At 39.5% G+C, this 22,860-nt stretch carries 26 protein-coding genes; 13 read left to right on the top strand and 13 right to left on the bottom strand.

Annotation, left to right across the window (positions count from 1 at the left end; translation table 11 throughout):
• The first annotated feature begins 18 nt into the window (after window positions 1-18).
• The 3 genes from HMPREF3020_RS00730 (at window position 19) to HMPREF3020_RS00720 (ending at window position 2,960) form a co-directional block, all read left to right on the top strand.
• Window positions 19-783, top strand: coding sequence for an amino acid ABC transporter ATP-binding protein (locus tag HMPREF3020_RS00730; protein ID WP_049366650.1), 765 nt, complete (start codon window positions 19-21; stop codon window positions 781-783).
• Entirely contained in the window at window positions 767-1,624 is an 858-nt protein-coding gene (locus HMPREF3020_RS00725) for a cysteine ABC transporter substrate-binding protein (protein WP_014064400.1), read from the top strand. Before HMPREF3020_RS00730 ends, HMPREF3020_RS00725 begins: the two co-directional genes overlap by 17 nt.
• Before the next feature lie 223 nt (window positions 1,625-1,847).
• Window positions 1,848-2,960, top strand: coding sequence for an ABC transporter substrate-binding protein (locus HMPREF3020_RS00720; protein ID WP_049356856.1), 1,113 nt, complete (start codon window positions 1,848-1,850; stop codon window positions 2,958-2,960).
• 68 nt (window positions 2,961-3,028) lie between these two features.
• On the opposite strand, the gene HMPREF3020_RS00715 is transcribed toward HMPREF3020_RS00720, so the two are convergent.
• Window positions 3,029-3,427: a pyrimidine dimer DNA glycosylase/endonuclease V gene (locus tag HMPREF3020_RS00715; RefSeq protein WP_070775198.1), complete on the bottom strand. Its 399-nt coding sequence runs from the start codon at window positions 3,425-3,427 to the stop codon at window positions 3,029-3,031.
• Window positions 3,428-3,585: 158 nt separating this feature from the next.
• Here HMPREF3020_RS00715 and HMPREF3020_RS00710 point away from each other — a divergent pair, with 158 nt between their 5' ends.
• Both HMPREF3020_RS00710 and HMPREF3020_RS00705 read left to right on the top strand, forming a co-directional pair.
• Window positions 3,586-4,074 carry a YbaK/prolyl-tRNA synthetase associated domain-containing protein gene (locus HMPREF3020_RS00710; RefSeq protein WP_005699117.1) on the top strand — a complete coding sequence of 163 codons (489 nt, stop codon included), beginning with the start codon at window positions 3,586-3,588 and terminating at the stop codon, window positions 4,072-4,074.
• 67 nt (window positions 4,075-4,141) lie between these two features.
• Entirely contained in the window at window positions 4,142-4,543 is a 402-nt protein-coding gene (locus HMPREF3020_RS00705) for a hypothetical protein (RefSeq protein WP_005699125.1), read from the top strand.
• On the opposite strand, the gene HMPREF3020_RS00700 is transcribed toward HMPREF3020_RS00705, so the two are convergent.
• Genes HMPREF3020_RS00700 through fkpA form a run of 5 tightly spaced genes read right to left on the bottom strand, consistent with a single transcriptional unit; the run spans window position 4,538 to window position 7,017 of the window.
• The gene (locus HMPREF3020_RS00700; RefSeq protein ID WP_049365149.1) at window positions 4,538-4,825 is read right to left on the bottom strand and encodes a DsrH/TusB family sulfur relay protein; all 288 of its coding nucleotides are present in this window, start codon (window positions 4,823-4,825) and stop codon (window positions 4,538-4,540) included. The genes HMPREF3020_RS00705 and HMPREF3020_RS00700 overlap by 6 nt on opposite strands.
• An 8-nt stretch (window positions 4,826-4,833) precedes the next feature.
• On the bottom strand, window positions 4,834-5,193 hold the full coding sequence (gene tusC / locus HMPREF3020_RS00695) for a sulfurtransferase complex subunit TusC (protein WP_070775197.1): 360 nt from the start codon (window positions 5,191-5,193) through the stop codon (window positions 4,834-4,836).
• The gene (gene tusD, locus HMPREF3020_RS00690; RefSeq protein WP_070775196.1) at window positions 5,190-5,570 is read right to left on the bottom strand and encodes a sulfurtransferase complex subunit TusD; all 381 of its coding nucleotides are present in this window, start codon (window positions 5,568-5,570) and stop codon (window positions 5,190-5,192) included. The genes tusC and tusD overlap by 4 nt, the downstream gene beginning before the upstream one ends.
• Window positions 5,570-6,235 carry a helix-turn-helix transcriptional regulator gene (locus HMPREF3020_RS00685; protein ID WP_083315407.1) on the bottom strand — a complete coding sequence of 222 codons (666 nt, stop codon included), beginning with the start codon at window positions 6,233-6,235 and terminating at the stop codon, window positions 5,570-5,572. The genes tusD and HMPREF3020_RS00685 overlap by 1 nt, the downstream gene beginning before the upstream one ends.
• Before the next feature lie 59 nt (window positions 6,236-6,294).
• Window positions 6,295-7,017, bottom strand: coding sequence for an FKBP-type peptidyl-prolyl cis-trans isomerase (gene fkpA / locus HMPREF3020_RS00680; RefSeq protein ID WP_014064414.1), 723 nt, complete (start codon window positions 7,015-7,017; stop codon window positions 6,295-6,297).
• 94 nt (window positions 7,018-7,111) lie between these two features.
• Between fkpA and HMPREF3020_RS00675 the strand changes: the two genes are divergently transcribed.
• The 5 genes from HMPREF3020_RS00675 to HMPREF3020_RS00655 all read left to right on the top strand — a co-directional run bounded on the left by HMPREF3020_RS00675 (window position 7,112) and on the right by HMPREF3020_RS00655 (window position 11,367).
• Window positions 7,112-7,333 carry a SlyX family protein gene (locus HMPREF3020_RS00675; RefSeq protein ID WP_005699194.1) on the top strand — a complete coding sequence of 74 codons (222 nt, stop codon included), beginning with the start codon at window positions 7,112-7,114 and terminating at the stop codon, window positions 7,331-7,333.
• A 138-nt stretch (window positions 7,334-7,471) separates the two neighbouring features.
• The gene (locus tag HMPREF3020_RS00670) at window positions 7,472-8,542 is read left to right on the top strand and encodes an ABC transporter ATP-binding protein (protein ID WP_070775195.1); all 1,071 of its coding nucleotides are present in this window, start codon (window positions 7,472-7,474) and stop codon (window positions 8,540-8,542) included.
• Window positions 8,539-9,408: an ABC transporter permease gene (locus HMPREF3020_RS00665; protein WP_070775194.1), complete on the top strand. Its 870-nt coding sequence runs from the start codon at window positions 8,539-8,541 to the stop codon at window positions 9,406-9,408. Before HMPREF3020_RS00670 ends, HMPREF3020_RS00665 begins: the two co-directional genes overlap by 4 nt.
• Window positions 9,405-10,256 carry an ABC transporter permease gene (locus HMPREF3020_RS00660; RefSeq protein ID WP_049369977.1) on the top strand — a complete coding sequence of 284 codons (852 nt, stop codon included), beginning with the start codon at window positions 9,405-9,407 and terminating at the stop codon, window positions 10,254-10,256. The genes HMPREF3020_RS00665 and HMPREF3020_RS00660 overlap by 4 nt, the downstream gene beginning before the upstream one ends.
• 19 nt (window positions 10,257-10,275) lie before the next feature.
• On the top strand, window positions 10,276-11,367 hold the full coding sequence (locus HMPREF3020_RS00655; RefSeq protein WP_070775193.1) for an extracellular solute-binding protein: 1,092 nt from the start codon (window positions 10,276-10,278) through the stop codon (window positions 11,365-11,367).
• Between the two features lie 70 nt (window positions 11,368-11,437).
• On the opposite strand, the gene HMPREF3020_RS00650 is transcribed toward HMPREF3020_RS00655, so the two are convergent.
• Together HMPREF3020_RS00650 and HMPREF3020_RS00645 are read right to left on the bottom strand one after the other, a co-directional pair.
• Window positions 11,438-12,823, bottom strand: a complete 1,386-nt coding sequence (locus HMPREF3020_RS00650) for an SLC13 family permease (protein ID WP_070775192.1) — start codon at window positions 12,821-12,823, stop codon at window positions 11,438-11,440.
• 154 nt (window positions 12,824-12,977) lie between these two features.
• The gene (locus HMPREF3020_RS00645) at window positions 12,978-14,204 is read right to left on the bottom strand and encodes an MFS transporter (protein ID WP_049365141.1); all 1,227 of its coding nucleotides are present in this window, start codon (window positions 14,202-14,204) and stop codon (window positions 12,978-12,980) included.
• Between the two features lie 173 nt (window positions 14,205-14,377).
• Between HMPREF3020_RS00645 and HMPREF3020_RS00640 the strand changes: the two genes are divergently transcribed.
• Genes HMPREF3020_RS00640 through HMPREF3020_RS00630 form a run of 3 tightly spaced genes read left to right on the top strand, consistent with a single transcriptional unit; the run spans window position 14,378 to window position 17,268 of the window.
• Window positions 14,378-15,088 carry a FadR/GntR family transcriptional regulator gene (locus tag HMPREF3020_RS00640; protein ID WP_049356873.1) on the top strand — a complete coding sequence of 237 codons (711 nt, stop codon included), beginning with the start codon at window positions 14,378-14,380 and terminating at the stop codon, window positions 15,086-15,088.
• Window positions 15,078-16,151 carry a Gfo/Idh/MocA family protein gene (locus HMPREF3020_RS00635; protein WP_049356875.1) on the top strand — a complete coding sequence of 358 codons (1,074 nt, stop codon included), beginning with the start codon at window positions 15,078-15,080 and terminating at the stop codon, window positions 16,149-16,151. The genes HMPREF3020_RS00640 and HMPREF3020_RS00635 overlap by 11 nt, the downstream gene beginning before the upstream one ends.
• 10 nt (window positions 16,152-16,161) lie before the next feature.
• A complete protein-coding gene (locus tag HMPREF3020_RS00630; RefSeq protein WP_070775191.1) occupies window positions 16,162-17,268 on the top strand; it encodes a Gfo/Idh/MocA family protein in 1,107 nt (368 codons plus the stop codon).
• Between the two features lie 74 nt (window positions 17,269-17,342).
• Here HMPREF3020_RS00630 and pdxH read toward each other — a convergent pair whose 3' ends face one another.
• The 5 genes from pdxH to rseB all read right to left on the bottom strand — a co-directional run bounded on the left by pdxH (window position 17,343) and on the right by rseB (window position 22,799).
• Entirely contained in the window at window positions 17,343-17,975 is a 633-nt protein-coding gene (pdxH, locus tag HMPREF3020_RS00625; protein WP_049365139.1) for a pyridoxamine 5'-phosphate oxidase, read from the bottom strand.
• A gap of 66 nt (window positions 17,976-18,041) precedes the next feature.
• A complete protein-coding gene (locus HMPREF3020_RS00620) occupies window positions 18,042-19,688 on the bottom strand; it encodes an ABC transporter substrate-binding protein (protein WP_070775190.1) in 1,647 nt (548 codons plus the stop codon).
• A gap of 133 nt (window positions 19,689-19,821) precedes the next feature.
• A complete protein-coding gene (locus tag HMPREF3020_RS00615; RefSeq protein WP_070775189.1) occupies window positions 19,822-21,231 on the bottom strand; it encodes an MDR family MFS transporter in 1,410 nt (469 codons plus the stop codon).
• Window positions 21,210-21,719, bottom strand: coding sequence for a molybdopterin-guanine dinucleotide biosynthesis protein MobB (gene mobB / locus HMPREF3020_RS00610; RefSeq protein WP_070775188.1), 510 nt, complete (start codon window positions 21,717-21,719; stop codon window positions 21,210-21,212). The genes HMPREF3020_RS00615 and mobB overlap by 22 nt, the downstream gene beginning before the upstream one ends.
• A gap of 135 nt (window positions 21,720-21,854) precedes the next feature.
• Window positions 21,855-22,799, bottom strand: coding sequence for a sigma-E factor regulatory protein RseB (rseB, locus tag HMPREF3020_RS00605; RefSeq protein ID WP_070775187.1), 945 nt, complete (start codon window positions 22,797-22,799; stop codon window positions 21,855-21,857).
• Window positions 22,800-22,860: the final 61 nt, after the last annotated feature.

Genomic DNA, 22,860 nt, shown 5'->3' with positions numbered 1-22,860 from the left:
TTTTTATTAGGAAAACACATGGCGTTATTAGAAATTAAAAACCTCGTCAAAAATTACGGTGATGTAGAAGCACTCAAAGGCATCAATCTTTCTATAGAGAAAGGCGAAGTTGTCGTTATTTTAGGTCCATCGGGTTGTGGTAAAAGTACTTTTTTACGCTGCCTAAATGGGCTAGAGGAAATAAAGCGCGGTCATATTTTGCTGCAAAATGCAGGCGAATTAGGCAAAGACATTCCTTGGGTCAAAGCGCGTCAACGCATTGGGATGGTATTCCAAAGTTATGAACTCTTCGCTCATTTATCAGTGATTGACAATATTTTACTCGGCCCTTTAAAAGTACAAAAACGCGATCGTGCAGAAGCTGAAAAACAAGCCGATGAGTTACTTAAACGTGTAGGCCTATATGATCGAAAAAATGCCTATCCACGTGAATTATCCGGTGGACAAAAACAGCGAATTGCCATTGTACGTTCACTTTGCATGAACCCTGAAATTATTCTGTTCGATGAAGTAACTGCCGCTCTTGACCCTGAAATGGTACGTGAAGTACTTGATGTGATCTTAGGTCTTGCCAAAGATGGCATGACGATGCTCATCGTTACCCATGAAATGAATTTTGCCCGTCAAGTGGCTAATCGCATCGTGTTTATGGATAAAGGGCAAATTATTGAACAAGCAAAACCGGAAGATTTCTTCACGAATCCAACCACGGATCGTGCGAAAACATTCTTAAATATCTTAAATTATGAACCGAGAGGGACAAACTATGAAGAAAACATTTAAAACATTGACCGCACTTTTCGCTACTGCCACCTTAGCATTTGGCTTAACCGCATGTAATGATAAAGAACCCGCTAAAGACGGGGCAAAAACAGTTTCAAGCCTTGAGCAAATACAAAAAGATGGCAAAGTGCGCATTGGTGTATTTAGCGATAAACCACCATTTGGTTATGTAGATGCGCAAGGCAAAAGCCAAGGCTTTGATGTTGAAATTGGTAAAGCGATCGGTAAAGATTTATTAGGTGATGAAAACAAAGTGGAATTTGTTTTAGTGGATGCCGCAAACCGTGCTGAATACTTACTTTCTAAGAAAGTTGATATTATTCTCGCCAACTTTACTGTAACCCCAGCACGTAAAGAAGTGGTAGATTTTGCGAATCCATACATGAAAGTAGCACTCGGTGTCGTCTCAAAAGATGGTTCTGTGATTACTGACCTTGAACAATTAAAAGGCAAAACTTTAATCGTAGATAAAGGTACCACGGCTGATATTTTCTTCACCAAAAACTATCCAGATGTGAAGTTATTAAAATTCGAACAAAATACAGAAACCTTTGAAGCCTTACGTGATGGTCGTGGTGATGCATTATCTAATGACAATACCTTCTTATTCGCTTGGGCAAAACAAAATCCAGGTTATACCGTAGGCGTAAAAAACTTTGGTGATCAAGATGTTATTGCACCAGCTGTTCGCAAAGATGCACCTGAATTGTTAAATTGGTTAAACAACGAAATCCAAACCTTAGGCAAAGATGGTCGTTTAAAACAAGCTTACGAAAAAACCTTATTGCCAGTTTATGGTGATACTGTCAGCGAAAGCGATATCGTGGTTGAATATAAATAATTCTCCCACATTCACTTCTCCTTTAGTCCAACTCAAGGAGAAGTGAAAACTTACTAAGTTTTGACCGCACTTCCAATTTTAAATGCGAAATATGTTTTTTCTAGATATATGCCTATTTTACCCTTCAACAGCATTTCTTGTATTATCACTTTATAACATCTAAATTTGATAATGATTCTTATTTATGGCAATATTCTGATGTTTTATTCAGACAGGAGTTTATATGCAAAAAAAATCAACAATTCGTTTAATTTTGGCCGTTCTATTACTGACTTTTGGTATCACTACTCAAGCAGAAATAAAAACAATCAAAGATGTATTAGGACGAGAAGTTAACGTTGATGTGCCCGTAAAAAATGCCGTGTTAGGCTTTTACTATCCTGATTACATTGCTGTTACGGGTGTTGAAAATTTTAAATATGTTAAAGGTATCTCACGTGAATTTTGGGAAAAATTTAATCCAGGAAGTTGGGCATTGTTTTCTGAAAAAATGCCTGAACTCAAAAATATTGCTGATATTGGTAATGTAAATACAGGAACTTTCTCAACCGAAAAAACCTTGGCATTAAAACCTGATGTATTGATTCTTGCAGAATGGCAATATCAAACTATTGGTTCCGAACTACCAAAGTTAGAACAAGCTGGCGTTCCAATTATTGTTGTCGATTTTAATGCTCAAAGTGTAGAACGACACACCCAAAGCGCAAAGATTTTTGGGCAACTTGCAGGTACCGAAGAACGAGCAAATAAAATTGCAGATGAATATGCTCAAGGCATTACTGATATTCAAAAACGTGTAAAAGAGGCTAACCTACCTAAACCTAAAATCTATGTAGAATTTGGCAATAAAGGTCCTAGTGAATATAGCTTTACCTTTGGTAAAAATATGTGGGGTGCTATTGCTGAAACTGTTGGCGGGGATAACGTAAGCGCGCCTTTTGTCGAAAATTGGGGACCAATTAATCCAGAACAACTTCTTGCCGCACAACCTGAAGTGATTATGATTTCTGGCACAGAAATGGGGCATGAAACTAACGATGAAATGATGGCGATGGGAATAAACATCAATGAACAGGATGCACAAAAACGCCTAAAAGGTTTCTTAACCCGTGCAGGGTGGCAAGATTTACCTGCAGTTAAAAACCACCGTGTTTACGGTATTTATCATACGGCTTCTCGCTCACTAAGTGATCTAGCAGCCGCTCAATTTATGGCAAAAGCACTTTACCCAAAACTTTTTGAAGACATAGACCCACAAAAAACCTTTATGGATTTCCATAAAAACTATTTGCCTATCATACCTAGTGGTACGTTTTTTATTAAATTGAAAGATTAAACAATTCATAAGGTGAGCGATGCTCACCTTTTTTATATTCTCACTGCCTTTCATAAGTGAAAACTCCTTTATTTTTGACCGCTCTTTGAAAGATGCGGTGTAAATCTCGCCTTTAATGGCATTCGTTCCTGAATACGTTCCCGATTAATCTGTAATGCAGCCTCTGTGGCCTCATAGTCCAACCATAAACTTGGGTCATCGGGTAATGTTTCATTCCAAATATACTGCACGTTAAAGCCTCGGGCTTTACATTCCGCATGTAATGCATCATACCGTTTCTTTAAAAACGCCAATTTATTAAAGAAAAAACGCACATGCCCTTCACCTAACTTATATTCTGCAGGCTGTCCTTTTAAGTGATATTTACCTTTCGCTACGGCATTAGGAATACGGGTTAATTCACGATGTTCAGCTAAAAGATGCTGATCACACAGCTCCGCTGGCGGAACAAGATTAATTCGAGTCATAATCGATACCAAAGAAAAAGAAACATAGTACGGGGCATAAAGGTATTTGTCTATCTCATAATAAAAACGACTCAAAAGATGAATTCTTTTTCTTTGATTTTCACATGAATCAATCCTTGCTAAACTGATTAAAAACATCGCTATTGAAGGAATCTCTCATGTCTGTCAAAACATTTGAAAAATTGACCGCACTTTTAGATAAGCATCAAGCACGCTATCGCGTGGTTGAACACTCCACCGCAGGAAAATCAGAGGAAGTGGCTAAAATCCGAGGTACAGAATTAGGACAAGGGGCAAAAGCCTTGGTATGCAAAGTAAAAGGGAATGGCATAAAACAAGCAGTATTAGTCATATTACCTGCCGATCAACAATCTGATTTAAGCAAAGTGGCGGCCTATTTAGGTGGCACGAAAGCCTCGCTTGCCAGCCCTGCAGAAGTAGACACCCTAACTGACTGTGTATTTGGTGCAATTCCGCCTTTTAGCTTTCATCCTGATTTGTTATTAATTGCTGACCCTAGCTTACTTTCTCGTTATGATGAATTGGCATTTAATGCAGGTACGTTAGAACGCTCCATTATTCTTAACACGCAAGATTATGCCTCAATCGTTCAGCCCACATTAGTGGATGTAATAAAAACTGAATAGGGAAAAGATTGGTTGTCTTTCATTTGATTGATACAATGCTTCCGTTTTTCTATTAACTGGACATCTCATGAAAAAATATCTTAAAGCATTTATTCTTTTACCGTTGATTATTCAAATTATCGGCACTATTGGCCTAATGTTCGCAAACAATGATGCCGATGGATTTCAGTCTTCAGCGATTACCGTCTTTATCGTGGCTGCGGTACCGACTTTTCTCATTACACTTTGGGCAGCATTTCACCGTTATGCGAGTTATCACGTAAAAGCCATCGCATTAATTTCGGTATTAATTGGATTTTGTTATACCGTCGTAGCGGGGATCTTTTATGCAACGCTAGTGAATGACATGGGATTTGGCGAATGGTTACGCGCTGGAGGATTAGAAATTACCTGCTTAATGGCCGCAGGTTTGGCACTTTATTCTGTTATGGTATTACCGCTCTTGTTACCGAAAGAACGCCCACTATAAGGCGATTTGAGGCGAATATTGAGCAGTTAGATCCACCAAATCTGTTAATGAAATTGACCGCACTTGATTGTTTTCTGGCAAAAGTGCGGTTAAATTTCGGGCCAAAACATCCTGTTCCAACATAAAACATTGCCCTTTGCATTGGATAAACATTTCCCCGTACTTTACCGCTAGCAACACGCCATCTTGCCATAAAACCACTGCATCATTTTCCGTGGTTTCAGTCAAATAACGTTGAAGTTCTGTCTCAGAATAATGAGCTTGAGAAAAGGTATAAAGCATAATATTCCTTAAAACGTAAACACTTTTTCGGCTTGGCTAAGTTTATTGATCAGCAAAGTGCGGTCAATTTTTTCAGCAGAAATAATAAGCTGTTCAGCATGTAAATTGTATTGGTCGAGTGAATCGGCACAGATAAAGCGCTGTTCAATATCGTATAAATCCAATAATTTAAAAGTACGGATAAAATCTTTTTGTAACAATAACTCAGGATTTTGCCCATCGAGTAAATTCAACACGCCATCATCAACAAAAAAGACACCAATTTCCTCTTCATCACAAAATGCCGTCGCGGCAAGCAAAGCATCTAAACCTTCACGAGAAATCGCGTTTCCATGCGGTGCGGTACGAAATAAGAATGCCAGCTTCATAATGTCACCACCCGATCTGCTTTTAATGCCATCGCCATAAACTCGCCTAAGCCTGTAATCTCAAAACCTTCTGCCAGATTAGTTTTATCAGTCTCTTTTGCCGTAAGTGAATCCACTACACCACGACGTTGTGAAGCGGCTACACATAAATGCAAAGGAATATGATGTTGCGCTGAAAAGGCTTGCCAAGCTTGCGTGAGATTAAATTCATCATTGGCAGGATAAACTAAACCATTGCCATTACTCACACCGTCTTGGAAAAAGAAAATTTGACTAATGACATGCCCTTTTTCAAGTAAAGCTTGGGCAAATTGATAGGCAAGAAAAGCCCCTTGTTTTCCATAAACGGGACTTTTCACAGCGAGAACATAGTTCATTACTCTTGCTCTTGTTTGATTTGACGAATATACAAATACACGGTGTGGCGAGAAATCGCGAGGCGATCAGCCACTAAATTGATCGCATCTTTAATATCAAAAATACCTTTTTCGTAAAGTGAAATCACAATTTGACGGTTCTTATTATTATTCGAAACCGAGCGATCTGCATTCACTTCTTCAATGGTTTTTTCTACCGTTTGTGCCACCAATTCTTCCACTGAACTTGCAAAATTAACGGAAGAGGTTTCATTTTGTTCCTGCGTTGGCATAAAGGCCTGCATAAATTGAGAGACCGGCACATCCAAATTAATATTGATACAGAGCAAACCAATAATGCGTTGTTTGCCATTTCGAATAGCGATGGTCACAGACTTCATCAACACATTACCTTTCGCTCGCGTGAAATAAGGCTTAGACACACTCTCACTTTGCATGTTACGCAAGGATTTCAGGGCTAAATCCGTAATTGGTGAACCCACTTGGCGATTGGTATTATGCCCATTGGCAATACAAATGGCAGAATGTTCAATGTCTTCCAAAGAGTGTAAGACGATTTCACAATGCTCGCCAATCAACGCGCTCACGCCATCAACTACCGCTTTATAGGAAATCAGAATGGTACGATCTTCATCGGTGAAAGGTTGTCTATCGGTTAGTATCATTTTTCAAATCTGGTAGGGAAAATGACCGCACTTTGGACAAAGTGCGGTTAAATTAAGGATTATTTTTTAGGATTAACGTCTAATACTTCAACTTCGAAGTAAAGTGTTGCATCAGGTGGAATTGAATCGCCTGCACCTTGTTTGCCATAAGCTAATTCAGGTGGAATCACTAATTCGATTTTACCGCCTTTCTTCACTAACTGAAGACCTTCAGTCCAACCTTTGATCACTTGGTTTAATTTAAATTCAACCGGTTGACCACGTTCAACAGAGCTATCAAATACTTTACCATCTGGTAATTTACCAGTGTAATGTACTTTCACAGTATCTGTTGCTTTAATCGCATCACCTTTACCTGCTTCAGTGATTTTGTAAAGTAAGCCATCTTTAGTGCTTTTTACGCCATCTTTTTTCGCAAATTCAGCGCGGTATTTATCGCCTTCTTCTTTTGCGGCTTTCGCTTGTTGTTCTACTTTTGCTTTCGCTGCAGACACTAATTGCTCTTGAATACCATCTAAGGTTTGTTGAATTTTTTCGTCTTTACGAACATCAACTTTACCTTCTAATGCATCTTTTAAGCCATCTAAAATACGCGCATTGTCGTATTGAATCACTTCTTTTTGAGCATCCACTAAATCTTTTACTTGGTTACCCATTAATGCACCTACAGCATAAGACGCATCGCTTGCGCTTGGCGCTGCTTTATCTTCTGCAAAAACAGAACCTGAAACGACCGCACTTACCATAAGTGCAGCAAGAGAAAGCTTTTGAATTTTCAACATTTTGCTTGATCCTTTATAATAGAAACGGAATAGTGAATAGGTTAAATCGGATTGACCAAATTCACAACATTTTTTTAAAAATTAGAGAAATTTTATGCAAAATCAACAAATTTTAGAAGATCGCATCGCCGAACTTGAAATGAAAATTGCTTTTCAAGAACAACTTTTAGACGAACTCAACCAAGCATTAGTTCAACAACAGTTTGATATGGATAAAATTCAACTTCAACTCCGCTATCTCGCCGGCAAATTAAAAGATATGCAACCTTCTAATATAGCTAGCCAAGCAGAAGAAACGCCACCTCCGCATTATTAAAATGTAATAAAACCATATTTTAGCTAAATGCGTGATCTTCATCACAAATTCATGAAAAATATTTTTATTTTATTGAAAAAATAACTAAGTGTTTTTATGGTTACCTCTATAGTTGTAAGCCAAATAGAGGATGTAAAAATGGCAAAGTTAGAAATTAAAAATATCACAAAAAAATTTGGTGATTTTTACGCGGCAAATAATATTACTTTTACTGCCGAAGAAGGTGAGTTTGTCACCTTATTGGGACCAAGCGGCTGTGGTAAAACCTCCTTATTAAAATTAATCGCTGGATTTCATGTGGCTGATGAAGGTGAAATCCTTATCGGAGGAAAAAATGTTAACAATGTTCCTCCAGAAAAACGCAATACAGCCATGTGTTTCCAATCTTATGCCCTTTTCCCTCACCTCAACGTTTCTCACAATATTTGCTATGGTTTAAAGCAACGTAAAATTGATATTGAAGAACAAAAACAGCGTTTAAATCTCGCATTGAAACAAATGGATTTAGAATTCCATAAATTGAAATTACCCAATGAGCTTTCTGGTGGTCAACAGCAACGTGTCGCATTAGCCAGAGCCATGGTAACTCGTCCAGATGTAATTTTATTTGATGAACCGCTTTCTAACTTAGATGCCAAATTACGCGAAAGTGTACGTTTTGAAATTAAGCAACTCTCAAAACAATATAATTTGACTAGTATTTATGTGACTCATGATCAGGCAGAAGCCCTAACTATGTCAGATAAAATTATTGTGTTAAATAAAGGTGCTATTGAGCAAATTGGCTCTCCTCAAGATATTTATCATCACCCTAAAAACCGCTTTGTAGCAGATTTTATTGGCATTGCCAATATCACAGAAGCCAATGTAAAAAACATCGCCGATAACCTTTATGCTGTTAGTTCTATTTTTGGCGATTTCACCGTATTTTCTGAGAAAAAACCGGAATCAGAACGAATTTATATTTGCTTTCGACCAGAAGACATTGAATTGTTACCAAACGCACAAACAGAAGCGGAAAACCAAATTACAGTAGATATCATCAACACCGCTTTTATGGGCAATATCACGGAAGTGCAAGGAGTCATTAAACGTAATGATGAAGAGAAAAAATTACGCCTGCAACTAACAAAATGTCCGAATTTGAGCGATAAACTTACCTTTACGGTTCCCCGCCATGCGATTAAATTCTTGGAGTCCGTTAAATGAAAAGTCTCAAAAATGATGTAAAAGCATGGTTATTGCTGTGCAGTGGTTTAGGTACGATCCTATTTTTAATGGGCTCCACGTTCTACATTGTAGTATCTCAAAGCCTTGGTTTATACAGTATGGGCGGGGAAGAAAGCCAATTTAGTTTGGAGTATTGGCAAGCTGTATTAAATAGTCCTGTATTCCAAAATTCGTATATTTATTCCGTAAAAGTGTCTTTATTAGGGGCGGTTTTATCTATCATCGTGGCTTATCCCATTGCCATGTGGTTACGTAAAAAATTACCAGCCAAGGTAACAATTATAACCATCTTGCGGGCGCCTATGTTGGTACCAGGATTAGTTGCAGCCTTCTTGTTCGTCAATATGATTTCTTACCACGGTATTCTTAATGAGGTATTTGTTTATTTAGGCATTTGGGACGAACCAAAAACCTTACAAAATGATGAGTTTGGTTGGGGGGTCGTGATTTTACAAATGTGGAAAAATATCCCCTTTGCTTTAATTCTTATTGGTGGAGCGGTCAATTCACTGAAAACTGACTTATTAGATGCGGCAGCTAATTTAGGTTCGAGTCCTTGGCAACGTTTTCGTTATGTGATCTTCCCACTAACCTTAGGTGCGGTACAAGTTTCCTTTATTTTGATCTTTATCGGCGCACTAGGCGATTTCGCCTTTTATAGTATTGCAGGTCCTCGTAGTACCTATTCTTTAGCACGTTTAATGCAAATGTCTGCCTATGAATTTGAAGAATGGAATCAAAGTGCGGTCATGGCATTAACTATTATGTTGACCTCTGCCTTCTTCACCATCCTAGTGTCATTATTGATTAAACCATTAGCCGTCAAACGTGGAGAAGTCAAATGAGTAGTTCCGTACAAATCACAACGAAAAATGGTCGATTAATCGCACGTATTTCCTTAACTTTCTTTATTCTTGCTAATTTTATTTGGTTGTTCCTACCCTTTTTAATGGCAGGTTTATGGTCATTGGTTGATCCTGCTAAACCGTGGAGTTATCCAGATATTTTCCCTCAATCATTATCTTTTGAGCGTTGGAAAATCGTCTGGGAAACCACCTCTTTACCTGAAGCAATGTTTAATAGCTATACTATTGCGCCTACGGTTTCATTGATCACTATTTTACTCTCTCTCCCAACAGCTTATGCATTTGGACGTATGGAGTTTAGAGGTAAAAAATTAGCAGAATTATTAACACTGATTCCATTAGTTATTCCAGGCATGATTATTGCCCTATTCTTTAGCCGTATGTTATTGGATTTAAATATTAATAATCCATTCATCGGCATTGTTATTGGGCATGTGGTACTCACGTTACCTTATGCTATTCGGATTTTATCCGCGGGCTTTTCTTCTGTACCGCAAGACCTTATTGATGCTAGCCGTGACTTAGGTGCATCTAAATTTACCGTTTTCAAAGACGTGTATATGCCGATGTTAAAACCAAGTTTTTTAGCATCAATTATTTTCTGTTTAGTGAAAAGTATTGAAGAGTTTGCTATCGCTTTCGTTATCGGCTCACCAGACTTTATTACCGTGCCAACCATTTTATATTCTTTCCTCGGTTATTCTTTTATTCGTCCGAATGCGGCCGTTGTATCGATTATTTTGTTGGTACCAAACATTATTTTGATGATGATTATCGAAAAATTGTTGAAAGGGAATTATCTCTCTCAATCCACAGGAAAAGCATAATTTTCACAAGGAGCATCTTATGCAAAAAAACATCCGTAAACTTCTATCCATTGGTCTTACCGCTGCCGCCTTGGCTGTCAGTACTTTCGCCTCGGCTTCCACTGACTTAAGTGGTAAATCTTGGAGTGAAATCGAAGAACTCGCTAAAAAAGAAGGAAAATTGACAGTTAGCGTTTGGTATTTGCAGCCGCAATTCCGTAATTTTGTTAAAGAATTTGAAAATCAATACGGTATTAAAGTCAAAGTACCTGAAGGCACCTTGGACGGTAATATCAATAAACTGATCGCTGAAAAAAATCTAGAAACCGGCAAAATGGATGTGGTTGTTTTAAATGCTGACCGTTTAAGCAACGTAGCGAAAAATGACATTCTTGTAAAACTCAATAACTTACCAAATTTCGATAAATTAAATCACCACTTACAAGGTGTTGAATTGGGCGATATGGCAGTAGGTTATTGGGGAAACCAAACCGGTCTAGCTTATGATCCTATGCGAATCAAAGAAGAGGAATTACCACAATCTTGGGCAGACATGGAAAGCTATATTGATAAAAATCCAAAAAAATTCGGCTATTCAGATCCAAATGGTGGTAGCTCTGGTAATGCTTTCATTCAACGAGCTTTAGTGTACATCAATGGGGATTATGATTATCGCACCGATAAAATCGATGAAGCACAGATTGCTAATTGGAAGAAAACCTGGGATTGGTTTACCAGTAAAAAAGATGCGTTAATCCGTACCGCTTCAAATGCTGATAGTCTAACCCGTTTAAACGACGGCGAGTTAGTAATTGTCTCCGCATGGCAAGATCACTTGTTCAGCTTACAAAAACAAGGTGCAATTACTGACCGTTTAAAATTCTATGTACCAAAATTTGGGATGCCTGGTGGTGGTAATGTTGTAACTGTAGCAAAAAATGCACCAAATCCAGCCGCATCACTTGTTTTCGTCCATTGGATTACCTCACCTGAAGTACAACAGAAATTAAACCAAGAATTCGGTGTTCGTCCACTAAATAGTGAATCTGGTTTGAAAGATACCATTTTCTTCTCAACGCCATGGCGTAAAGCCGAAATGGAAGCCTTCACAAAAGAGGTTATTTCGAGATAAATAATAAACCGCACGTTAACGTGCGGTTTACTTTTATAGGCTAATAAAGTGCGGTCAGTTTTAACCACATTTACAGCCAAACAAAATAAGTCATACTGCCGATGATGGCGATACAGAATAGGTTTAAAATCAAACCGACTTTAGCCATATCGAGTTGTTTCACATTTCCTGTTGCAAACACGATAGCATTAGGCGGTGTAGCGATTGGCAACATAAATGCACAACTTGCCCCACAAGCGATAATTGCGGCTAAAGCGATAGGCGGTAAATTCATCGATTGTGCCACTGAAATCACAATTGGCATAATTAATGCAGCGCTGGCAGTATTCGATGTGAATTCTGTTAAGAAAATAATAAATGCGGTTATCACAAAGCAAAGTACCCAAAGTGGTTTGGTTTGCACAAACTGAACAATACTATCCGCCATAATCTTACTGGCGCCAGAATCTTTCATCACGATACTGAGTGTTAAACCCCCACCGAATAAAACGAGCACGCCCCATTCAACGCGCTCTTGAATTTCTTTCCAACTCGCGACACCTGAAACACAGATAAAGATCACAACGCATAGCGCAATTACCGTATCAAAGTTTTCGATTTTTCTCGGTAATTCAAGGAAAGCACTAATCCATGGGTTTAAGAGAGAGCTGAAAAGCAACATAATCGCCATACCGATAAAGATCATTAAGGTAATGATATTTTTTCGATTAAAGCTGACTTTCTCAAGTGATGGATTAAAATCCACAGAAAAGTCTGGACGTAAAATCACCCATAAAGAAAAAATCATTGAAGGCACAAGTAATACCATCACTGGGAAACCGTAACCTAACCATTCCGTGAAGGTCACTTGAATTTGAGATGCCAAAATCGCATTCGGCGCACTTCCCACTAATGTACCAATACCGCCGATGCTGGCACTAAATGCCATGCCTAATAATACGAAGGCGTACAACCGATGATTTTTCTCTGCATTGATACCTTTTAACATCCCCATAGTAAGCGGTAACATCATCGCCGCCACAGCGGTGTTATTAATCCACATGGAAAGGAATGTAGTTGCGGTGAAAAGATATGTGATAGAAAGTTTTAAGTTTCCTTTGGCCAAACGGATAATGTAATTCGCAATAATCTTATCTAGGTTCTGAATTTGCAGCACCGCAGCTACCACAAATCCCCCAAAGAACATATAAATAATTGGGGTAGAGAATGGAGCAAGCGCTTTTTGCGTATTAATCAAGCCTAATCCTATGGCCACGACAGGCACCATAAGGGATGTCACAGTAATATTAAAGGCTTCCGTTAACCATAAAATACCAATAAAAATCAGCAAGGCTAACCCGCGATTCTCTTGAGCAGAGAACGGCAGTATTTTAATTAACACCAACATGAAGACAAAGTCTGAGGCAAGAATAATGAGACTTTTATATTTAGAGAGAAAGGTTTGTTGAGTTTGCATATACAATCTCCTATAAAACGATAGGGGAGATTATTAATTAGCATTTAACCGAAAAAATTAAAACATATTTTTAACAAATTTGTGACACGCTTCAAACTATTTTTGTATAAACAACAAACCGCACCTAAAAGTGCGGTCTATTTTCTTTCGTTTTTTATTGTTGCATACGAGCTTGAATACGTTCTGGCAATCTTAATCCAACGAGAGCAACAAGGACAATTGTCCAGAATAAGGTTACATACACAAGGGCTGAACCAAGTCCCACTCTCTCGCTAAGTGCGGCGGCAATCACAGGAGACACCCCACCACCGATCGCAGCGAAGTTATAGATGAAACCGATACCTGTGCTTCGCATTTCAGCCGGGAAGAAAGTCGCCATATATTTTGGTACCAAACCGGCAATCCCTAAGTTAGTTGCAAGTAAGAAGAAGAGCAACGCACCAAGTGCTAATACATTATTTTCTGGCAAATAGAATACTGGGAAGAGGAAGAAAAGTGATAACAATAAGCTATATACAAAGGTTTTCTTCTCACCCAATTTGTCCCCGATAAAGCCTGCAATTAAGGTACCGATGAGGATACCAAAGCCTGCCCAAAACATCAGTGATTTCACATTTTCAGCATAGCCGTTTTCTTTGAGGTAAAGTGGAAGTAAACCTACTACCGGCCAGTTTACGGAGAAAATTGAATAGCAAACTAAGAAAATAATTAAGGTGATTGGTAATTGTTTTTTAGTGAATAGGTCAGTAAGTGGAACTTTATTCACTTTACCCGCCGCTTTTGCTTGCGCCCATTCTTCACTTTCAGGGGCATGGCGACGAACGTAGAGCACTAAAGCGACTGGTGCTAAACCAATGAAGAAAGCCATACGCCAACCATAAGTTTGAGACACCCAAGGAATCACTTGAGAAGCAAGAATATTACCAATGGAGAAGCCGCTCACTAAGAATGCACTGGCTTTTGTACGTAAATGTTGTGGCCAACTTTCAATGGCATAAGAGGAAGAACACGCATATTCACCCGCCATCCCCATGCCGATAATCATACGGAAGATGAAAAGCCAAATATAACTGGTGGATAAGCCGCACAAGAATGTGCCAACGGAATACGTGATAATGGAAACAATCATCGCCAAACGACGACCATATTTATCGGCAAAACTACCAAAAATTGCCCCACCTAATGGACGTGCGACGAACGCTGCAAGTAATAATGTAGATGTTTCCGTTGTGCTCATGGCGAATTCTTTTTGAATATCCAAAAGCACGTAAGTGATAAGCATATAATCGAAGCCATCAAAAACATAACCTAACCAAGCCGCAAATAACGCTTTTTTTTGCGTAGGACTGACTTCTTTATACCATGGTAATGATGTTGCCATAACAACCTCCTTCCTTGTATTTGAGAATTTTGTGGTATAGATCACAGAATTTAAAATCACTGCTAATTTCTGCTTGCATAAATAAAGATAAGACGTATGATGTCTTATGTCAATTAGAGAGAATGAGAGCTGGATCACAAATTCAGAAAATAGATTAGAAAATGAGAACAGAAATGAAAAAAACAAGTAAAAAAGAAGCAAGTCTCGTTTTGCAGGATAAAATCAAATCGCTCATCATCAAACAAAATCTTAAATCTGGCGATTTGATGCCAACAGAAAATGAGCTGATTGAACAGCTCGGTGTGAGCCGTTCCAGTTTACGTGAAGCCATTAAATCTTTAGAGGCGCTACACATTTTAGACATTCGCCATGGCGTCGGCACCTTTGTGAGCGAATCGTCTCTTGTACCCATGATTCGCGGATTAAGTTTTCACACTCAACTGAATTTGCATAATGATCATAATCAGCTGATTAATATTTTGGATATTCGGGAAATTTTGGAATACGGCTTTGCTCCAATGGTGTTGGGAAAAATTAGCCAAGAACAGACCGCACTTTTGCAAAAATCAGTGGCCAATATGGAAAAAAATGCCCGTGAGCAAAAATTTTCGCCTAAAGATGAATACCACATTCATTTAAAACTTTATGAACCATTAAATAACCCATTACTGATTCAATATTTAGATGCGTTTTGGCAAATTTATCAGCAAGTAGAAAAAAGCTTACCGCCACCAATACTTTCTCCTGAAAAATTAGCCATGCAACATCGTGAATTAATTGATGCGGTAGAAGCACATGATTTGGTACGGATGCAACGCGCGATCTTGCAATATTTCCAAAGTATTCGCCAACGCTTACAACAAGGAGGGCATGATGCAAACTAATGGATTAAACATTGCCTTAATCGGCTGTGGCTTTTTTGGCGTTCAGTTGGCTTCAGCATTTGATAAAGCCCAAGCAAACTTAATTGCGGTGACCGATATCAACCCTTCTCTTGCACAAAAACTTGCAGACCAATACGGCAGCCAAGCCTTTTTTAGTGTGGAAGAAATGTTGGCTGAAACCAAACCTGATTTAGTGGTCATCGCCACACCAAACTACGCTCATTATTCTCCGGCTATTTTGGCGTTAAATGCCGGATGTCATGTCTTTATTGAAACACCTTTTACCTTAAGTTCTTCCCAAGGCCAACATTTACGCCATCTTGCCGAAGAAAAAGGCAAATTCATTTTTGTAGGCCATTTAGAACGTACTTTACCTGGCATGTTGAAAGTCAAAGCGGCTTTAGAACAAGGAAAATTAGGCCGCATTACAGTAGCTCGTGCTATGCGTCAGCGTTGGATTGAAAATCTACCAAACAAAGAATGGTGGAAATTAGATGCCAATCTTACAGGCGGCGAGCTTTTCCACCTCATTCATGAACTGGATTTACTCTGTTGGTTACTAGGCGATATTGAGGCGGTCTTTGCTCAAGCGGCTAATCAAGCGCATCACGATACGCCAGACAGCCGTGATGTGTTGCAGTTGTTATTACGTTTTAAAAATGGCGTGTTAGGTTCGCTCGAAATGGGCACGGCTTATCGATTACACCAATGGGGCATTCAAATTCATGGTGAAAACGGTGTGATTGAAGTCAATTTCTTTACCTCGAGTGTCACGTTTAATTATCTAGATGGAAAAATAGAACACGTTGATTTATTTGATGAATTTGAGGCCGATTTATCTTTACGCGAAAGTGCCAAAGGCACACAGCAATATAATGTCACCCACGCACCTTGCCAACTTTGGTTAAGCCGAGCGGCTGAAATCGAAGTGCAAAGCGTGGTAGAGCAATTAACGCAAGGAAAAACCAGCCCATTAAGTCTATGTTTAACTGAAGCCATCGAAGTTGCAGAAGCAGCGAAGCAATCCATGGTAACGGAAAAACAAATCTCAGTGAAAAAATAAGGAGTTTATTATGATGCGATATGGTGTTGTTGGCGTTGGCTATTTTGGTGCGGATTTAGCCCGTTTCATGAATGAATTTGATGATGCACAGATTACCATGGTATACGACCCTGAAAATGGTGAAACCATTGCTAAAGAATTACAATGCGTAGCGGCAAAATCGCTTGAAGAATTAGTCACTTCCCCTGAGGTGGATTGCGTAATTGTCGCCACTCCAAACTACTTACACAAAGAACCAGTCATCCTTGCAGCGAAAAACAAAAAACATGTTTTCTGTGAAAAACCAATCGCCTTAAGTTATCAAGACTGTGATGACATGGTGCGCGCTTGCGAAGAGAATGGCGTCACCTTTATGGCTGGCCATGTAATGAACTTCTTTAACGGTGTTCACCATGCCAAAGAATTAATCAATCAAGGCGTGATCGGTAAAGTGCTTTACTGCCATACCGCACGTAATGGCTGGGAAGAACAACAACCGACTATTTCATGGAAAAAAATCCGTGAAAAATCTGGCGGTCACTTATACCACCATATTCACGAATTAGACTGCGTACAATTCATTATGGGTGGTATGCCAAAAACCGTCACCATGGCAGCAGCCAATGTTGCACACAAAGGCGAAAAATTCGGTGATGAAGACGATATGATTTTTGTCACTATGGAATACGATGATAATCGCTTCGCAGTTCTAGAATGGGGTTCCGCTTTCCGTTGGGGTGAGCATTATGTATTAATTCAAGGGGAAAAAGGCGCGATCAAACTTGATATGTACAATACCAAAGGCACCCTTCGCGTGGATGGAAAAGACACCTATTTCCTCATTCACGAAACCCAAGAAGAAGATGATGACCGTACCCGTATTTACAACAGCACAGAAATGGACGGTGCGATTCAATACGGTAAACCAGGCAAACGCACACCGCTCTGGTTGAGTTCTATCATGAAAAAAGAAATGCGTTATTTAAACGATATTCTTCATGGTATGGAACCAACGGAGGAATTTGCAAAATTACTCACCGGTGAGGCTGCCCGCGCTGCTATCGCTACTGCCGATGCATGTACCCGTTCTCGTTACGAAAACCGCAAAGTTGATTTAGCAGAAATCATCGGTAAATAAAAATAACGTAAAAATAAACCGCACTTTGGTTAAAAATCAAAGTGCGGTTGTTTTTTTGAATGTTTTTAAGAAACTTACGGCGATAACCGCTCTCTTTCCCATTTTCCATCATTGAATAAATAACAAATTCGGTCATGTAAACGACTTGGACGACCTTGCCAGAATTCGATACGATCAGGAATCACAAGATAACCGCCCCAATGTGGTGGACGAGGTACGTTTAATGGGTGTTTTGCTGCAATCAATGCGGCTTTTGCTAATAAAGATTTGTGACTAGAAATGACCGCACTTTGCTCGCTTGCCCAAGCGCCGATTCGGCTGGTGTAAGGGCGCGTTGCAAAATATTCATCTGATTGTTCAGGCGAGATTTTTTCGGCTTTGCCCTCAATGCGAACAGAACGTTCTAATTCTGGCCAAAAGAATGTCAGGGCGACGAAAGGATTATGTTCTATGGCGCGACCTTTTCGGCTGTGATAATTTGTGAAAAAGACAAAGCCTTGTTCGTTCACTTCTTTCAACAGCACCATTCGACTTGTTGGACGACCATCTTCATTGACTGTCGAGACATTAACACCTGTTGGCTCATTGACTTTAGCCGTAATCGCTTCGTTGAGCCATTTTTCAAATTGTTTTATTGGGTTGGGATCGCAATCATGCTGAGAAAGCGCCTGTTTGCAATAATCCTCACGAATATCATGTAAGTCCATTTTCTTTCTCCTTTTGCTTGAAAACAAAAAGCCCTTGCAGTTGCAAGGGCTAGTATAGTCCGTTAATTATTTACCATCAACACTCACGCCATAAAACGCATCGTAGCCGAATGGGCTTTGTACGTAACCTTTTACGCGAGGGCTAAGTGGTGCGAAACCAACAGAGTGTGCAACTGGAATCCACGGTGCTTGCTCATGGAAAATCACTTGTGCTTGTTTATAAAGCGCCGCGCGTTCATCTTTATTGGTTAAGCCAATCGCTTTATCTAATAAGGCATCAAATTCTGCATTTTTGAAACGAGCAAAGTTTGAGTTGCCAGCGTTAGCACTTGCAAGTAATGGAGAAAGGAAGTTATCCGGATCACCGTTATCACCTGACCAACCGAAGATACCTGCCGTTAATTCGCCTGCTTTAGCACGTTTTTGATAGTCAGCCCATTCAAACGTTACTGGATTTGCTTTTACGCCAACTTTCGCCCAGTCTGCCATCACAAGTTCAGCCATACGTTTTGGATTTGGATTAGACGCACGCACCACCGGTTGAATCCAGAAGTCTGTTTCAAAACCGTTTGGATAACCTGCTTCCGCTAAAAGCTGTTTCGCTTTCTCTGGATCATACGGATAATCTTGGATTTCGTCGTTATAACTCCAGATTGTTGGTGGTAGTGGGTTTTTCGCTGCAGTGCCTGCACCTTGATAAACCGCTTCAATAATCGCTTTTTTGTCCACTGCATAGTTCAATGCTTGGCGCACTTTCACGTTATCAAACGGTGCTTTTTCTGTATTGAATGCGATATATGCCACGTTCAAACCTTTTTGTTCCAAAAGCTGTACTTTTGGATCTGTTTTCATTTTGGCTAAATCCGCCACGTTCGGGAAGAGAATTAAATCACAAGAACCCGCTTGTAACTTCGCATAACGCGTAGTCGCATCTGGCACGATGCTGATGACTAAGCGGTCAAGTGGTGTACGACCTTTCCAATAGGTTTCATTCGCTACGTATTGTGCCGCTTGGTCAGTTTTGTAATCCACAAAAATAAACGGACCTGTCCCCACTGGTTTGTTATCGATTGTTTCTGGTTTACCCGCTTTCAACATCGCATCTGCATATTCAGCTGAGTAAATAGAGATAAAGTCCATACCCAAGCTAGCTAAGAAAGTCGCATCTTTTTTATTTAAGGTGATACGAACGGTGTTGTCATCCACTTTCTCAACTGATTTTAATAAATCTGGGAATTTCATTGCTTTGAAATACGGATAAGTCCCTTTTGATACATTGTGGTAAGGGTGATTAGGATCTAACTGACGTTGGAAAGAAAAGATCACGTCATCTGCATTAAAATCACGTGTTGGCGTAAATTCTTTTGTCGTATGGAATTTCACCCCTTTACGTAAATGGAAAGTATAAGTTAAACCATCGTCACTGATCTCCCAGCTTTCAGCCAAGGCTGGCTCAAGGTCAGTCGAACCTTTTTTGAATTCAACCAAACGGTTATACACTTGTTGTGAACTTGCATTGTAAGATGTGCCTTCCATTACCAATGCAGGGCTAAAGCTAAGTGGTGCTTTCGCTGTACAGTACACAAATGTGTTATTGCCTGAAGGTTTCGCTGTTTCTGCTTTTGCGGTTTCTTTTGCAGCAGAACCAGATTGATCACAAGCCGCTAAAAACAAACTAGCAGCAATAAGAGTTAAGGTCGCTTTTAATTTCATAAGTTTTCCTTCTTTAATCGGGCAAAACACCCAAACATGAATATAAAATTTTACCTAAGATATAAGCAAATCAAACTTTTACGAAATAAGAAAAAGATCTTTCTTATAACAAATTAGACTAAGACATTCAATATCAGCGTTTTTTCCGCAAATGATCCCCGTCTGTTTTACGTAAATAACTCAATATCCAAACTAATGCGATAGCAAAAATGGAAGTGGTCAGAAATGTATAACTGAAAGCATGTTGTAATGCGCCGTCGTCGTTACCCATGAATTGACGATATAACGTCAAAATAATAGATGCTACAGCGATACCAAATCCAATACCCACTTGTTGCACAATACTCAGCACCGTTGAGCCTACACCGCTTTGTGCCTGTGATAGATCGCCAACGGTAAGTGTATTAATTGAGGTAAAAATCATCGACATGCAGGCACCATACCACATCAGATTACATATAATCCACGTCGTTGATGATGAGGTATCAAGCCATGACATGGAAACCGTTGAACCTGCCATTAAAAGTGACGATAAAATTAACGTGGTTTTATAACCTAAGATATTTAAGATATGCCCAATAAAACGTTTAAATACGACAGACATTAGCGCAATGGGTGCAAGCAACCAACCTGACTCTTCAGCTGAATATCCAAAAGAAAGTTGGAACATTAATGGCAATAAGAACGGCACAGCCGAACCGGAAAGACGGATAAAGATATTGGCTGCAATGCCTAATCGAAATGTTCTTGTATTGAAAAGAGATAAAGGCAAAATGGCACGTTCATTACCTTTTGCATAAAAATAATAGGCCACCAATAATGCAATACCAATCGACAATGCACTATATGTAGTCATATTGTCACGGTGACTTTCGCCCAGTAAATCAAGCCCAAGCGTTAAACCGGCTAAACCAAATGCAAAGAGTAAAAAGCCTGTCCAGTCTAACTTATTCGCATTACCCTTATGATTTCCCATCACTTTAGCCGCCGCCCAAAAGCCTAACATGCCAATCGGAATATTGATTAAGAAAATCCAATGCCATGACGTATGTACAACAAGCCAACCACCTAAAATCGGGCCAAGAATCGGGCCGATGAGTCCTGCTGTCGCCATTAAATTCCAGGCATTAATTAATTGATTTTTCGGTACCGTTTGAATAATCGCAAGGCGAGCGACAGGCATCATAAATGCCCCGCCAATACCTTGGAGAATCCGTGCAAGCACAAGGGTCTCGAGAGACGTTGCCATCGCACAAGCGACTGAACCGAATACAAAGGTAAAAACTGCTGAGCGGAAAACAGTAAGCGTACCAAATTTAGCTGCCGCCCAAGCAGTTAAAGGAATAAATAAGGCTACGGCAAGAGAATAGGCGATAATCGCCATTTGCATTTCAAAGACGGGGGTTTGCAGATCTGTTGCGATGGTGGGTAAGGCAGTATTTAAAATAGTCGCATCCAAGCTTTGCATAAACAAAGCCATGGAAGCCACCCAAGCCAGCCCTTTATAATGCTGACGTTCTATTACTGCGTCTTTTTCCACCATTGATAAATAAACTCAGCGATTTGTTCAATGTGATTAATATCTAATAAAGTGCGGTCAGTTTCAAGCGAATAATCTGTTGCTAAAGCCAACACGTTTTCATCTAATTCCGGCAACGGTTTTGTCATCTCTTGTCGATGCAATAGAATCTTTGGAATGGGTTCTTGTTTAAATCCTTCCACCAAAACTAAATCCGTTAAATGACAATCAAATTGTTGGCTTAAATAGGTTAATGAAACCGGCTCTTGAGGGGTTTCTGTCATCAACGCCCAGCGAGTATCACAAGCCATAATAACTTGCGCAGACCCCGCCTCTTTCATGCGCCAACTGTCTTTTCCTTCTTTATCCACATGAGCGTTGTGATGACTGTGTTTAATCACTGAAACACGTAGGCCTTTTTTAATTAATTGAGGAAGCAATTTTTCCAGCAATGTGGTTTTGCCACTACCGCTGTAACCTGTGATGCCAAGAAGAGGAAGGGGATTATTCATTGTAAAAACCTTAAGAAAAATGACCGCACTTGATAAAACAAAACCCCGCAGGACGGGGTTTAGCTATCAAAATCCATTAGGTGAAGAAAGTATAGCAAGGGGAAACAAAATAGCAACTTTCTCACTGCTACTGAATTATTTTAGGAATGTTACACCTTGTACAATTCGTTTAGCTGCGGCAATTGGAAGCTGTCCGATAAAGGTAATTTCTTTATCGCCTATGACTTCACTGTAAATCGTGTAAGCCCCTTGTTTCCACGTGTTTTCTTTTGCAGCAGTGCTATCCGCTTTATTGATATAAAGTGTGAAAGTGAAAAGACCGTCACTAAATAACGCATTTTCAATCACTTCACCATCTATCACATCTTGATTCTGGCGAATTAAATCAAACCCTTGCGGTAACCAATCAGTTTTCCAATTGATTGAAAGCGATGATTCTTGTTTTCCTTCATTTAAAAGTGGCGGCACTGATACCTTATTAAGGTAATCGGTTAAACCACGTAGACGATCATCGATATATAACGTCACCACGCGGAATTGATCCAATAATTTGCCTTCGCGATCAAGCATATCGCCACGTAATAATAAACCATTTTCTTCATCTAAGAAAACGAGATATTGATAGCGAAAATCATCTTTTGGCACAATACGAATGGTATCGACGAATCGGCCTGCAATTCGGTCTTTTCCAAGCTTAATAAAGTCATAATTCTGACTCAGCTTGCTAAAATCAGTACGAATCACTGCCGGAAGCGCATCCACAATCTCACCACTGTTAATCGTGAAAGCACGTGAACCCGGCTGGAAATAGCTAACTAAATTACCGCGCTGGATGATTTCTTGCTGTTCACCATCTAATGTCACCAACTGCGCATACACTTTTTGCCCTTGCTTAATATGGCGATAGCGGAACGAGTCCATATTCGTTGGTGTCGTTTGCACAAAAGCAATCTCATAATTTAAATCTCGCATGGCTTGCGACATTTTATTTAATGACTGGATTGGCTCTTCTGCAAATGCCATGAAAGGCAACAAGAATAAGCCTAAAAGTGCGGTTAATTTTAGAAACGTTTTTTTCATAAATAAATCAATTGATCCATAAAAAAATTCACCACGCCTAAGGTGGTGAATTATCGATTAA

Origin of the sequence: Haemophilus sp. HMSC068C11 (assembly GCF_001815355.1) — a bacterium.
GTDB lineage: Bacteria > Pseudomonadota > Gammaproteobacteria > Enterobacterales > Pasteurellaceae > Haemophilus_D.
Note: the sequence above shows the minus strand (reverse complement) of the source record. Positions and strands in the feature narration are given on the sequence as shown.